General features: G+C 57.4%; 12 protein-coding genes and 1 pseudogene. 7 read left to right on the top strand and 6 right to left on the bottom strand.

The window, feature by feature from the left end; translation table 11 throughout:
• Nucleotides 1-5: 5 nt before the first annotated feature.
• Nucleotides 6-416: a hypothetical protein gene (locus FHS09_RS16035; RefSeq protein ID WP_183461752.1), complete on the top strand. Its 411-nt coding sequence runs from the start codon at nt 6-8 to the stop codon at nt 414-416.
• 77 nt (nt 417-493) lie between these two features.
• Here the strand turns inward: FHS09_RS16035 and FHS09_RS16030 are convergent, their stop codons facing one another.
• Nucleotides 494-859, bottom strand: coding sequence for a helix-turn-helix domain-containing protein (locus tag FHS09_RS16030; RefSeq protein WP_183461751.1), 366 nt, complete (start codon nt 857-859; stop codon nt 494-496).
• Between the two features lie 176 nt (nt 860-1035).
• Here FHS09_RS16030 and FHS09_RS16025 point away from each other — a divergent pair, with 176 nt between their 5' ends.
• The 6 genes from FHS09_RS16025 to FHS09_RS16000 all read left to right on the top strand — a co-directional run bounded on the left by FHS09_RS16025 (nt 1036) and on the right by FHS09_RS16000 (nt 9495).
• Nucleotides 1036-4119 (top strand): CHC2 zinc finger domain-containing protein, encoded by a 3084-nt coding sequence (locus tag FHS09_RS16025; RefSeq protein WP_183461749.1) that lies wholly within the window; start codon nt 1036-1038, stop codon nt 4117-4119.
• 13 nt (nt 4120-4132) lie between these two features.
• On the top strand, nt 4133-5173 hold the full coding sequence (xerC, locus tag FHS09_RS16020) for a site-specific tyrosine recombinase XerC (protein WP_183461747.1): 1041 nt from the start codon (nt 4133-4135) through the stop codon (nt 5171-5173).
• A gap of 675 nt (nt 5174-5848) precedes the next feature.
• A complete protein-coding gene (locus FHS09_RS16015; RefSeq protein WP_183461746.1) occupies nt 5849-6139 on the top strand; it encodes a hypothetical protein in 291 nt (96 codons plus the stop codon).
• 466 nt (nt 6140-6605) lie between these two features.
• Nucleotides 6606-7094, top strand: coding sequence for a hypothetical protein (locus tag FHS09_RS16010; RefSeq protein ID WP_183461745.1), 489 nt, complete (start codon nt 6606-6608; stop codon nt 7092-7094).
• Nucleotides 7095-7104: 10 nt separating this feature from the next.
• Nucleotides 7105-7647, top strand: coding sequence for a hypothetical protein (locus FHS09_RS16005; RefSeq protein WP_183461744.1), 543 nt, complete (start codon nt 7105-7107; stop codon nt 7645-7647).
• A 162-nt stretch (nt 7648-7809) separates the two neighbouring features.
• The gene (locus tag FHS09_RS16000) at nt 7810-9495 is read left to right on the top strand and encodes a hypothetical protein (protein ID WP_183461743.1); all 1686 of its coding nucleotides are present in this window, start codon (nt 7810-7812) and stop codon (nt 9493-9495) included.
• 244 nt (nt 9496-9739) lie between these two features.
• On the opposite strand, the gene FHS09_RS23280 is transcribed toward FHS09_RS16000, so the two are convergent.
• The 5 genes and pseudogenes from FHS09_RS23280 to FHS09_RS15980 form a co-directional block, all read right to left on the bottom strand.
• A complete protein-coding gene (locus FHS09_RS23280; RefSeq protein ID WP_221192051.1) occupies nt 9740-10012 on the bottom strand; it encodes an SDR family oxidoreductase in 273 nt (90 codons plus the stop codon).
• A 202-nt stretch (nt 10013-10214) separates the two neighbouring features.
• A complete protein-coding gene (locus tag FHS09_RS23420; protein ID WP_425487776.1) occupies nt 10215-10382 on the bottom strand; it encodes a cyclomaltodextrinase C-terminal domain-containing protein in 168 nt (55 codons plus the stop codon).
• 64 nt (nt 10383-10446) lie between these two features.
• Nucleotides 10447-11427 (bottom strand): annotated as a pseudogene (locus FHS09_RS15990) (cyclomaltodextrinase N-terminal domain-containing protein); the annotation flags it as partial.
• A gap of 564 nt (nt 11428-11991) precedes the next feature.
• Nucleotides 11992-12291 carry a hypothetical protein gene (locus FHS09_RS23415; protein ID WP_183461741.1) on the bottom strand — a complete coding sequence of 100 codons (300 nt, stop codon included), beginning with the start codon at nt 12289-12291 and terminating at the stop codon, nt 11992-11994.
• A 496-nt stretch (nt 12292-12787) separates the two neighbouring features.
• Entirely contained in the window at nt 12788-14002 is a 1215-nt protein-coding gene (locus tag FHS09_RS15980) for a hypothetical protein (protein ID WP_183461738.1), read from the bottom strand.
• Nucleotides 14003-14235 lie beyond the last annotated feature (233 nt).

The following is a 14235-nucleotide window of genomic DNA, read 5'->3' as shown; positions in this document are numbered from 1 at the left end:
AGAAATTGACAGATATTTTCTATGCTTTAGATGTGAGCGGTGGGGTAGACCCTGATGATCCCATAGGTAACGTATATATAGTGGGGGATAATGGGAAATCTATTACTATTGAAAGTACATATGTTGATGCATGGTTAATGGAAATGTCTGATTTCATTATTTCTGGGGGTAGACAGAATAGAATCGAAGTTCTGGAAGAGCCTGAAGCTATAGATGTTATTTATAAGGATGAAAAATTTGATTTTTTTTATAAGGGGGAGAAGGTTGTTGTTAGTTCTAAGGTTTTCGTGCAAAAAGTTTGCGAGATTGTGGAGAAATTAATTTTTGACTTGTCTAGATTTTCTGATGGCAAAGAGGGTAAAAATGTTTCTCTATTGAAGGGTAAATTGCTAGAGTTGCAGGGAAAAAGAAAATAACGTTTGCAGCCCCGTGAACCCCCACACAAAGCCCCGCTGGTGATTCCGGCGGGGCTTTGTCGTTTTAGGTTGGTTGCTCAAGCCTGCTTCTTGAGTTTGGCATTCTCGATAAACGTGTCGATCACCTGGATCACCTGCCGCTTGGTGGCAGCGTCCAGTTTGTCGATCTGTTGCATCCGCCGTAGCAGTCGGGAATCTGGCTGGCGACTCTTCTTTAGCGGCTTGATCCCTAACAGCTCATCCGCGCTGACCCCCAGCAGCTTGGCCATGGCGGGCAGCAGGTTCGAGGGCGGGAAATCGCTGTGGCCCTCGTAGTAGGAAATCATCCGTTGCGAGACGCCCAGCTCATTGGCCAGTTCCACCTGGGTATATCCGGCCTGCTTCCGCAAATCCGCCAGGCGCCGACCAAAGCCGGTTAGCTGCTCGATGTTCTGCTTGGGCATGAATGGGGCTCCCGCATTCCTATGGTGCGGGAGAGTGTAACCCCGGTTTTGCATGACCCTTCTCCAGTTGCTTGACCTTATATACATCAAGTGTATATGCTTCCGGCCGGCAAATAAACCATACATTTTTTGTATATGGGTCTTGACAGGATTTTGGCCAAGTCGGGGGAAAGGCAATGGCACGCATCGCAGACGAGGTGATCGAGCGGATCAAGGCGGAGGTGTCCCTGGAGCGGCTGGTGGAGACCTTCGGGGTCGAACTGAAGAAGCACGGCAAGGACAAGGTGGGCCGCTGCCCCTTCCACGACGACAGGACCCCGTCGCTGGTGGTCAGTCCGCAATCCAATCTCTGGCACTGCCTCGGTGCCTGCAATACCGGCGGCAGCGTGATTGACTGGGTGATGAAGACCCAGGGCATCAGCTTCCGCCACGCGGTGGAGATACTGCGGGACGATATCCCGGCGCTGGCTGCGCCGGCCGGCAAGCCGGTCAAGCACAGCACCGCGCAAAAAATGGAAGTGTTGCTGTCGGAGGATGACGAGGCCCAGCAGTTGCTCAACCAGGTGGTGGACTTCTACCACGAGGCCCTGTTGCAGAGCCCGGAGGCGCTGGACTATCTGGCCGGTCGGGGCCTTGGTGACCGGGAACTGATCGAGCGCTTCAAGCTGGGGTTTGCTAACCGCACCTTGGGTTACCGCCTGCCGGCCAAGAGCCGCAAGGCGGGCGCCGAGGTGCGCGGCAAGCTGCAACAGGTTGGCGTGCTGCGTGACAGCGGCCACGAGCACTTCAACGGCTCCATAGTCGTTCCCGTCTTCGACAGCGCGGGCAATGTGGTGGAGGCCTACGGCCGCAAAATCCGCGACGACCTGCGCAAAGGCACCCCGAAACACTTGTACCTGCCGGGTCCACACGCTGGCGTGTGGAATGCGGCCGCCCTGGAAGGCCAGAAGGAAGTGATCTTGTGCGAAGCCCTGATCGATGCCCTGAGCTTCTGGGCGGCGGGCTACCGCAACGTGACCGCCAGCTACGGCACTTCCGGCTTCACGGGTGATCACCTGGCGCTGTTCAAGGAGGCCGGCATCCAGCGTGTTCTGATTGCCTATGACCGCGATACCGCCGGCAACAACGCTGCCGAGAAGCTGGCGGCACAGTTGCAGGCGGAAGGCTTCGACTGCTACCGGCTGCTGTTCCCCAAGGGCATGGATGCCAACCAGTACGCGCGGGAAGTCACCCCGGCCGGCAAGAGCCTGGGCGTGGTAATCCGTTCGGCCGAATGGATGGGACAGGGCAAACCGCCGGAGCGCCAGTTGGAGCTGGAGCAGCAGGCGCCTTCCGCTTTAGCTGCCGATCCCGCCCGGGAACGCTTCGAGCAGCAGGCCAAAAGCCTGGCCGGGCAGATAGATACCCTCAATCAGAACGCCCGGGAGCCGACGCCGATCCCCAAGCCGCCGCCACAGCCGCAACCCGAGCCGGAGCCCTTGCCACCGGCGGCGGCTGTACCGGAAGCCCCCAGCGATCCGGTGCCCGATGCCGAAGTCTCCGAACGCGAAGTGCACTTCACCTTCGGCGACAGAAAGTACCGGGTGCGCGGTCTGGAAAAAAACAAGAACTACGAAGTGCTCAAGATCAACCTGCTGGCGAGCTGCGGGGACAACCTGCACGTGGACAGCTTCGACTTCTACGCCGCCAAGGCGCGGGCCGGCTTTATCAAACTGGCGGCGCTGGAGCTGGCCCAGGAGGAGCGCACCTTAAAAACCGACCTGAGCAAAATCCTGCTCAAGCTGGAGGAGCTGCAGGAAAAACTGATCCAAGGCAGCCTGCAGAAAACCCCGGAGAGCCTGGCGCCGGAGCTGAGCGAGAGCGAACAGCGCGAGGCTCTGGAGCTCTTGCAATCCCCGGACCTGCTGGACCGCATCCTGTCCGACTTCGACCGCTGCGGCGTAGTGGGCGAGGAGAGCAACAAGCTGGTGAGTTATCTGGCCAGCGCCAGCCGCAAGCTGGAGCGGCCGCTGGCGGTGATTATCCAATCCACCTCAGCCGCCGGCAAAAGCTCGCTGATGGACGCGGTCTTGAACCTGATGCCGGAGGAAGAGCGGGTGCACTACTCGGCCATGACCGGGCAGAGCCTGTTCTACATGGGCGAAACCAATCTCAAACACAAGATACTGGCCATTGCCGAGGAGGAAGGCGCGAGCAATGCCAGCTATGCCTTGAAGCTGCTCCAAAGTGAAGGCGAAATCACTATCGCCAGCACCGGCAAAGACGAAACCACCGGCGAGCTGGTGACGCGGGAGTATCGCGTGGAAGGCCCGGTGATGCTGTTCCTGACCACCACCGCGATAGACATCGACGAAGAACTGTTGAACCGCTGTTTGGTTCTCACCGTCAACGAATCCCGCGAGCAGACAAGAGCCATCCACCAGGCACAGAGAAAGCGCCGAACCCTCGAAGGCCTCACCGCCAAACTGGAGAAAACCCAGCTCACCCAACTGCACAGAAACGCCCAGCGCCTGTTAAAGCCGCTCCCGGTAATCAACCCCTACGCTGACCGCCTCACCTTCCTGGACGACAAAACTAGAACCCGAAGAGACCATGAAAAGTATCTCACCCTGATCGACAGCATCGCGCTGCTGCATCAGTACCAGCGCGAGATAAAAACCGTGCACCACACGGGCAGAGCCATCGAATATATCGAGGTCACCCTGTCGGATATCGAAACTGCTAACCGCCTGGCCCACGAAGTGCTGGGCCGCACCTTGGACGAACTGCCGGCGCAGACGCGGAAGCTGCTTAAACTGATCCAGCAGATGGTAGCGGATGAATGCCAGCGGCAGCGCATCGAACAAAAGGACTACCGCTTTAGCCGCCGCCAGGTGCGCGAGTGTACCGGCTGGGGCAACACCCAATTAAAAGTGCACCTGCACCGTCTGGAAGAAATGGAATATCTGCTGACCCACCGCGGCGGCCGCGGCCAGAGCTACGAATACGAACTGCTGTTCGACGGCCAGGGCGAAGACGAAAACCGCCTGATGGGGCTGATTGACCCGCAAAAACTGGACTACGACAAAAAGAAGTCGGGGTTAAAAGCCGAGAAGTCGGCCCCCGGTCGGGGCCAAGTCGGGGGGCGGTCGGACTTGGAAAAATCCCCGGAGCCCAGCAGCGACGCGGCTTCCGCAGAAACCGGTCGGGGAAAACCGAAAAGCACTTCTATAGCGAAAAACTTCAACGGCCGTACCGTAGTTGAAGCAGTCCGGGCGTGAGGAGAGGCGACCGATGGACAACCAAAGCCTCACCTACCTCAGCCGCCTGCATCTCGACTACCTGCGGGCCATGAACTACTCCCCGCGCACCATCAGCCATCGGGAAACCACCCTGCGGCAGTTCAGCGAATGGTGCCAGGAGCGCGGCATTGTAAAGGCCAGCAGCGTGACCAAGCCGATCCTGGAACGCTACCGAAGACACCTGCACCACAGCCGCGACGCCCGCGGCAATCCCATCAGCGCCAACAACCAACTGAAGCGGCTGGTGCCCCTGCGCAGCTTCTTCAAATGGGCCACCCAGCAGAACTACCTGCTGTACAACCCCGCCAGTGAACTGCAACTGCCCAAGGTGGCCAAAGCGCTACCCAGGGCGCCCCTGACCGCCGAGGAAGCCGAACAGGTCCTCGCCCAGCCCGACCTCCAGACCGACGAAGGCATCCGCGACCGAGCCATGATGGAAGTGCTCTACAGCACCGGCATAAGGCGCATGGAACTGCTCAACCTCACCCGACCCGACGTCAACGGCGCCCGGCAAATGCTCGCCGTGCGTCAGGGCAAGGGCCAGAAAGACCGCTTCGTCCCCATCGGCCCCCGCGCCCTGGAATGGCTGCAACACTACCTCACTCAAGTGCGCCTCGACTGGGTGATCGAACCAGAGCCGGAAACCCTGTTCCTGGAACCCAACGGCCAGCCGATGACCAGCGACAAACTCAGCCGCCTGGTAGCCCGATACATCACCCGCGCCGACCTCGGCAAAACCGGCTCCTGCCACCTGTTCCGGCATACCGCCGCCACCCTGATGCTGGAAAACGGCGCCGACCTGCGCTTTATCCAGCAACTGCTGGGCCACAAACAACTGTCCACCACCGAGATCTACACCCACGTCTCCATCCTCAAGCTGCAACAGATCCACGCCGCCACCCATCCAACAGCCAGAGGGCAGAAGGCAGGGAACAGAAGACAGAAAGGTGGAGAAGAGCCCGAAGCGACCGAGGACACGTTGCTGGCCCAGTTGGAGGCGGAAAGCGCGGAGGAACAGGACCCGACCGACTGAGCCCTTATCCGCCTGTCACATGGCTTGCAAAAAAACAGCGCAAGCCAAGGCGCCAGGCTCGCCCCGTGCCGGCGGAGAGGGCAAACCGTTCGTTCCAGCCGCCGCAAACGGCGCGGCGGGCCGCGCTCCACGTTGTTGCGCACGGCACAGGCAAAAAGGTGGCTGCAAAAGCGGGCTGGGGCCTGTCACGGCCCTTGCAAAAAAGCGCAAGGCCCGCGCCAGCCCCCATCCCCCTTTAGCGGCCGCTTCCCCAGCCATGCCTCCCCCGGCTCACAAAAAGCGTTCGCCTCCCCGCCCGAAAAACTCCTGCCCGCCGGCGTGGGCGAGCCCTACGCCGGCTGGGGGCCCAGTGGCCCCAATAAACACTGTGCCAGCGTCAGGTCTTTAAAGCGGGCAGGCCGGGCTGGTCGCATGTCTGGTTTTTTACCCCCCTAGCCCCCCAAGGGGGGAACACAAAAGGCCGCGGCGAAGCCGCGAAAGCTTTTTACCTTGGGGGTCCGTGCCACCCGGAAACCCCGTGTCTGCTGTGTGTCCCCTCAGCATAACCCCGTGCTCAACCAGTCAAGGCCAAGCCGCTACGCGGTGCTCCGCTGAACAGCGCTCCGCAGCCTTGACAGGCCTGCGCGCGGGGTTCTGCCAAGTGGCCACACAACAGCCACTCAAAGGAGGCAAGGCATGGCCATACCAAAGCCAATCCAAGATGAAATAAACCAGCTGCCGTATCCGCTGGACAAAATCCTCAACACCGCGAACAGCCTGCGCCAAAGCGGCACCACCGGCGCCAGCACCGGCGAACTGATCGCCGCCGCATTCACCCTGGAGCGCATCGAGTACCTGCCGCAAGGCTGGGGCGTCATTGAGGCCTGGGAGCGCCTGGATATCGAATGGCAGATGTACATCAAGCACCTGCGCCAAGACTGTCGGCACTTGATCGAAGCCATCGAAGAAGCCGCGCCACCGTTCTAGCGGCCAACCAGGAGGGGCAAATGCCCCTCCGCTTTAGCCGCATGGTGGCGGCCCTGCGCCTCACTTCCACTCTAATAAAGAGGAGAAAAAAGCCGTGGGAGTGAACAAAAAATGCGCAAAATAATCATGTACCTTGTCGTGATCGTCCTGATACTCATGCCAGCCAACTGTCCAAACAAAGGGGAGAGTGGCCGCTTGCAGCGGCCCCGGCCGCCTGTCGGCGGCCCTTCGGGCGCTGGCGCGCCCGGAGAGCGGCTAAGCGGAAAAGCGCGTTGCCACCGTTCGCACATCCCGCTAAGGTAAAACCCGCGTCGGGGCCAAAAACCGAGAGGCGGCCGGTGGCGCCGGGCAAAACGGGCGCTAAGCCGCTGAAAGCACAGGGAAAACCCGGAAGTTAGCGTGCGACCGGCCTCGGGTGCATGTATTTACGGAGAAGGCGAAGGAGCAGGCAATTACGGAGAAGGTTTTGAACAAAATAAATGTATTAGCCGCTGATACTATGTTAGGAACTTATGATTCGGCTAAGGAGGCAGCCTTGGCGCTACATAATAATAAAGAATTGATGGCTTATGCTAAGGAGCTTAAGATTGAATTTTGGGCCGTAATAGATAAAGAAAGTCATAGAATCAAAGAAGTCAGCACAGGGTTTCATAATGGTCTAGCTATAGGTATTTATGAGGGGACCTTCAATGACGGTGATAGTGTTTGGCATTCTCACCCTTCTGGAAGCATGGTTCATGGAGGGGATTTTAATAGTGCGTGGGGTGCTGAGGCACATTCTATTTTTGCTTCCGGGACAGAGCTGTCAGTTATGCGTGCTGGGGCAGCAGGTATTGGTGGTAAATTTAGTAATTATGATGAGTATGCAAGGTATAGCGGTGTAATTACATACAATCTTGAAGTATACCGTGGATCTCGATGGGTGTCTGGTCGAACAACAGTGTATAAGTATTGAGGGCAGGGTAATGAAAGCTAGTATGTTTTTTGTTTTAGTTTGTTTGTTGATAAGAGCTCTTCCTGCTATTGGTTTTGAGCCGGCGTATAAAAGTGATGAGGTTCGTGAGTATTTAAAAGATAAGGATACTGTTGTGTTGGCTATAAAAGTCGGTGGGACGATAGGTGTTCGTGAGTACAAGAATTTATTTTCTGAGTTTGTAGAAGATGAAGAGTTGTTGGATTACTGGAAGAGGATTAATAATAAATCGAAGTTGGATCAATTCTTAGTGGTTAAATCCTACAAAGGTGAAGCTCGTGAAGGGGAGATCTTGCCGGTTAAGCAGTTTTCAGAAAATTACGGGGCTACTTATCTAAAAGAGGCTTATTTGCTTTTTTTGAGTCCAAATGATAATCCTTATTTTAAGTCATCAGTAGGGGATTCCCTTGTGTATACTGAGTGTGATGTGGTTCCATTGAAAAAAATATTGCGGAACGTTGAAAAGAATGCTTTGGATATGAGAATTGATGCTCTGATTGAACTGTTGATTGATCAAAAGCTTGTTGGGTGTTAGGGCAAAATGGGGTGACGGGGGCAGGCCTTGAGATTTGCAGGGGACAAATAGACCTTTAAATAGAATTTTGGGGTATAGGAAATAACAATGAAAACCAGGATTTTCAGGCTTTTTGCTTTTCTATCGATACTGGTTGTCGGGTGTAGTGCTCCGAGGAGCCTGGTGAATGCAGATTGGTATCAGGTGGAAACGCCCCATTTTCGTATAGTGACCAATGGCAGGCCGGCGATGGTAAAAGATCTGGCGCGGGACCTGGAGCGGTTTCGCGCGGCAACTTCCCAGCTTCTGCGGGTGCGCGGCGATCAGCAGCGGCTGACCGTTTTTGCGCTGGCCAACAGGAGCAGCTACGCGGGGATCGTGGGCGAAGAGCAGGCGAGGCAGACCGGTGGGATGTTCAATCACACCAGCTACGGCAGTTTTGCGTTGGTCAATCTTGAGCGCTACCGGTTTATGCGCGAGCACCCGGCCCGCGAGTTCCTGTTTCACGAGTACACGCATTTTCTGACCTACGGCAGCAGCCCGGTGCAATTTCCCTTCTGGTACAGTGAGGGCTTCGCGGAGTTTTTCTCGACAGCCGAGTTTCCCGGCGACGGCTCGTATATGTTCGGCGCTATTCCGGTGGATCGCGCCAACTCTCTGATCCACGACCGCCCCATGCCGCTGGAGGATTTGCTGCGGGCTACGCCGGCAACGGTGGATAAGAAACAGCGCCTCAAAGTCTATGCCGGCGGCTGGATGCTGACCCACTGGCTGATCATGAGCAGCGACAAAGGGGGAAAGATTGGAGATTATATCGATGCCTACAATCGCGGCGCCGACCCGGTAGATGCACTGACCAATGCTCTGGACATGCCGCTTGAGGATCTGGAACGGGCCTATTTGCAACAGGCAGAGGGCCGTTTCCCCAAGGGCAAGGGGCAGTTACCCGATGATTACCGGCCGGCGGACCCGCAACCGCGGCCCATGTCCCAGCAGCGCGCTGTGGCCGAAATCGCCCGCTACATGGTGATGTCCGGGCGCAAGTCGGAGTCCCTGGAGGAATTGGTGCAATATGCCCGCGCCGAGGGGGCGAACAGTCACGAACTGACGTCGGTGATGGCTGTCGCCGAAACGGGAAGCGGTGCCTTTGAGCGGGCGGAGGAAATTCTCGCAACCATTCCCGCCGACCTGCACGGCGAGTTTTGGTACCGCAGTGCCGAGGCCTGGTTATGGCTGAGACGGGAACTGCAGAAGGGGACTGAGAGTGATCTAAAACAGATGGCCGCGGTGCGGGACAAGTTCGTTTCCCTGATCAACGACAACGACGAAGTGGCGGCTCACTGGTACGGCCTGGCCATCGCCATGCAGAAGCTGGGGCACCTCCGGGGAGAGTACCTGGAAATGCTGGAGCAGGCCTATCTGCGCGCGCCGCGGGAGGGGGAGATCGCCTGGTGGTATGCCCATGAACTCTATCTGGACAGGGACGCCGAGAGCTTTGCCTTTGTGGCGCGCCCGCTGCTTATGCAGACAAGCGGGCAGGAATTCCGCGAACAGTTGCAGTCCATGCTGGCGGACCTGCCGGCCGATGGCGCACCCCCGATGCGATGGGCTGGAGATACTTTGGGCGGTACTTTTTCCAAGTACCGGGACCACTCAGCCTACAAGGCGCTCGCTCTGGCGTTTGATTACAGGGGAGCTTGTGCACTCGGCTATATATACGGCTCCCCCGATCAGGACACCGCCAACGAGCGGGCGCTGGCGGAGTGCGAGTCCCAGCGCGTCGAATTCGATGTGGAAACACCGTGCAGAGTCTATGCGGAGGGCGATAGAGTCGTCGGCGGTGCCGACGCCTCCGGGCGCCGCCTGTAGCCGAGGCCCTCCAACTGATCAGTGCCCTGGCCGGGCTGCGCGCGGAGAGCGAAGCGCTGGCCAAACGGCAGCTACATCCAGCGCTGGGTCAACGGGGATATCCTGGTGTTCGAGCGCCAGTCCGGCAGCGACGTGGTGATGGTGGCAGTAAATCGCGGCGGCAGCGCGTCCATTACCGTGAACAGCGCCGTAGGATGGGCAAAGCGGAGCGTGCCCATCACTCCGCTGGTTGATGGGCACGTCGCTACGCATCGGCGAGGAAGAGCACCGCGTCGGCGATATCCCGGGCGTAGCCGACCCGGCCCAGGGGGGTGACGGCCGACCAGGTGACGGCGTAGTCCGGGGCCTCTTTTTCCGTGCGCTCGATCAGGATGCCACCCGGCGCCACGCAGTTGACGCGGATGCCGTACTCGCCCAGTTCCACTACGGATTCCCCGGCCGTGCCCCAAGGTTTGTTAGTGGGGTTGGTGTTGCCGAACAGGCGTGGGAGGACCTGGTAGATAACCGGCTTTTCCACGGCTTTGGGTGCAGGTATGCTTTCTTTTTTTTCTGCGCAGCCGCGATGGTGGCGAGCAGGACAGCGGAAAAAATAAATTGGAATTTCTTCATCAGTTCATGTGCTCTCGAATCTTTCTATCGGTGTAGGAGCCTGCTTGCAGGCGAATTGCTACGGAGCACTGTTCTTTTCGCCTGCAAGCAGGCTCCTACAAAATACGAGTTCAATTCAGGTCCAGCACCAGCACGTCGCGAGCGGGAATCGTCAAATTTTTAAAGGAATAACGATGGCCGTTGACCACATCGGTGCCCCGGGCCTCGTCTCCGATCACTTCGGCAAAGCGCTCCATCTCCAGCTTCTGCGGCTCGTCGGATTTGTTGAAGGCCACCATAATCTTGTCCCTGTCGTCGTAGCGGAAATACACATAGGTTCCGTTTTGCGGCGCGAATGCCGCTCAACCCCGCGTACTCTATCCACCAGAGGCTGTTCTGGATCAGGTAATTGGCCAGCAGCGGATTGCGTTGGTTCAGGTCCGGCATGGAGTTGACGAACCAGCCATCCACAAAGCCTTTTTTGTCGAGATCGCTGGCATAGGGATCGATGTGGGTGGTGCGGCTGTGGTTGGTGATCTCATACTCACCTTTTGCCGTGCCGCTGCCGTTCAGCCAGTCCCGGGACGGCAGGTCCCCCATCCACCAGTGGCCGCTGCCGATATGGTTCAACACCACGTCCTGGATAACGCCCAGGCCCCGCGCATCCGCGGCGGCGACAAACTCTCGGAATTCCTCGTTGCTGCCGTAGCGGGGATCGATCCTGTAGTGATCGGTGGCGGAGTAGCCGTGGTAGGAGTATTCGGGCTGGTCGTTCTCCACCAGCGGGTTGGGCCAGACCTGGGTAAAGCCCAGTTCGGCGATATAGTCCAGCTGCTGCCGCATGCCAGCGATATCGCCGCCGTGGCGGCCGCCCGGATGCTTGCGGTCCGGCCCCTCGAGGGTGTCCGGGGTGCTGTCGTTGACCGGGTCGCCGTTGGCGAAGCGGTCCGGGGTGATCAGGTAGATGGCATCGGAGGAATCGAAGCCGCGGCGTAGGGCGGAGCCGGTAGCGTGCTGTTGCAGTTGGTACTGGATGACCGCCTTGGTCTCGCCTCCGTTTCGCAGGGCGATTTCCACCGTGCCCGGGCGGGTCTCAGGCGATAACTGCAGGTCGAGGAACAGGTAGTTGGGGTTCTCCGTGCGCTCGCTGCCGAGCAGGGTCACGCCGGGATAGTCCAGCTGCGCCTGCAGGCCGGCGATATCCCGCCCGTGCAGCATCAGTTGCAGATCCGGCACCGCCATGCCGGTCCACCAGTTGGGCGGCTCCACTCGCTCTACCGCGGGCTCCGCCACGGCGGCGGAGGCGCAGACAAGTGCAATGATCAGCGCTGACAGGCGTTTCATAACGGGCTCCTCTTTCATTATTCGCAATGCCCAGATTCTTATTGTGCAGCCTTCCGCCATCCCCGGTATCCCCCCGCCCGAGGGGGAGAAAGCTGTCGGGAATGGCGCGCAGATTATCCACACCCCCGCGGGGGAGGATGTCCGCGTGCGCGTACCGGTTTATACCTGACGCGGGCCGTGGGGAAGAGGTCGTTCCGCGCGGGCAATGCAGCGATGAAAAAAATAAAGAGAGACCACCATGAAAAAAATCCCTCTGATGGCGGCGCTGATGGCGGCGAGCCTCGGCACCCAGGCGGACTGGTACCTGCGCGGCACCCACAACGACTGGCAGGCGGACCCGATGCAGGACGTCGGCAACAACACCATGCTGGCGGACGATGTGGTGTTCGCCGTAAACGGTGAATTCAAATTCGACCGCTATGGCGACTGGAGTGAGAATTACGGATTAAATGGCGAGCTCGATGGAGCCAATATTCCCATCGATGCCGGAACCTGGGATATAGAGTTCTACACCGATACCCACGACTACAAAATTACCGCTTCCACGACGGGGCCGGCGGCGTATCACCTGCGCGGCACCCATAACGGCTGGGCCGAGGGCGACCTGATGACCCAGGTGGCCGGCACCAACCAGTACGAGGCCTGCCGCAACTTTACCTCCGGCGACGAGACCGGCGGCCCGCGCTTCCGGACGGCGGCTGGGGCGGTGACGAATTCTCGGTCCAGGACGACCAGTACGAGTACGGCGCCCTGTACAAGGAGGGCACCTTTATTACCGACTTCGCCTCCCGACGAATTAAAGTTGTATTCACCAAAATTGGGGTCAAAGAAGCGGACTCTACCAGTAAGTGATCTGTAGGCCATTGCATGTCCTCCTTCATCCCCGTTTATATACACCAGCATATTGCGATTGATTTCGGCACTTGCCATTCTGTCGGCGTGGGAGAGTATCTCTACAGGGGGCAGGTCGACATCCACTTGGCGGCTTAGAACAATGAGAGCCGCGCGTCTTTCTCGCTCATCTTCTATTTTTCATATCCTTGTTCCACACTGGCCGCGAACGAATCGACGATAATTAGGGGGCGACACGCTCTGGAGGCGAAGCATCATCAGCCATAGGCCGAGAAACTTGCGCCGGAGCATCTTCCGAGCGAAAACGCCAAGAACGCCACTCTCTTTCTTTGCATTTTTCTCGGAAACTTCTAACGCCGTTGTAACCTGTGTAGTTTGCGTAGAGAGGTTTTACGGTAAAGTGGCGTAGCCATCGAAAAATGGAGCGAAGCAAAATGCATCAGGTTGACAACATTGTGTGCGCCCAGCATGGGCGCATTCTAATTTGTCCAGCACGGTATCGAGGAGGTTAGATATACGGTCCCCACTGATTAATTATCGAACGGAAGTATGGATCGTTGGTATTGTCTTTCATCTGTAAATCAAGAAGCCTGTCGAGTGCTTTTTTAATGATTTGCGCATACTCTAGCGAGACCTGGGCTCTGTTTCGCCCCTTGAGGCTGAGAAGTTTTCTGAGCAGCCTATCGTATTCCTCGCCTTGGGCGCTAGCTATTTGATCCGTAATTGCTTTTTCCTGGGCTTTAAGCCGTGCCAAGTAATTTCCCGTGGGGGTTTGAAAAGCATTTTTATTCATCGAGTTGGATGTCCATCCATAAACATTGTTTAAGATTTTGCCGTCCGTATCTCGCCCCCCCTTCATCACAGTAAAGCCAATAAACATCCCTTCACCATCTGGTCTTTGAATGTCCGGGATAATGCCTTGATACCGATTGGACGCCACGATCATGCGCCGCAACTGCGCGTGACTTTGCTCATCGGCGGCTCTTAACCTTGGGTCGTTGGGATCCATATTGCCATTATTTGCGCGTCCGTGCACGATCGCGTTTTGGTTGAGATTCATTGTCTGGGTGGCCGGGTTCCAGGACTGATAACCGGACGATCCCGGTTGAGTTCGCCCCCTAACCTGGCCGGAATGACCCGCGACCTCTGCAGTGGTGAAGCTCCTGTTTAGGTAGGGCTCAGCAATGGAGTCGGCTTCCTGCTCCGCCGCCGACGGCGGGTCGTTCGCCGCTAGAAAAATCATTTCACGCTCTCTTTGCTCCGGCAGTGCGAGGTTGGGGTTTCTCACCTCTCCTTTCATCACATTGAAAGCACCTGGGCAAACTAAAATTCCGGTGTAGACATGTCCCATTGATCCCCTTAGGAAGGCTTTTAAAGAAGGTAGATAGAGCGAAGCGTTTAGGCCCGTTGGTGTCGGGCCTTGTTCGTATTCACCAATGTTTTCTTGATTGCCTTTGCGGCGACCAATCGTTACGGGCTCCTTCACAACATTATGTTGGTCGGCCACACCAAAAATTCCACGGTTCGTGAATAGAATTCTTTCTCTTGTTGTCGGTGGTAAATTCAATAACAGATCACGCGCCAAGTCGTTGCGTCGCCAGTCAACCAAGGTTTCCAGTACAGGAATGACTGAAATCGGTGCATCAAATTTTCGAATTTTACGCAAACGCTGATTTGCTATTTCATCTCCATAATCCCAGATATCTCCTGGTAACCACGGCATGGGTACTTTCCTCAAGAATTAGTATTGCCACTGTTGAATACACCATCCGGGCCCCGGTCATTGTTGACCAGCGCTATCTTTGTGGTGTATCCGAACATACTTTTGCTGCTGTGCTGTGCAATTATGGCGCCTATATTGGCAGCATTTCCGGGTGCCCACCAGCCCGACGGCCGCCGCCGCCGTCTGCGAGAACCCCTCCCACCGAGAAGCGATCTCTTCCGCCTCCTCGGCCC

Source organism: Microbulbifer rhizosphaerae (assembly GCF_014191725.1).
Taxonomy (GTDB): domain Bacteria; phylum Pseudomonadota; class Gammaproteobacteria; order Pseudomonadales; family Cellvibrionaceae; genus Microbulbifer; species Microbulbifer rhizosphaerae.
The sequence above is the reverse complement of the archived record's forward strand: the minus strand, read 5'-3'. Positions and strand labels throughout refer to the sequence as shown.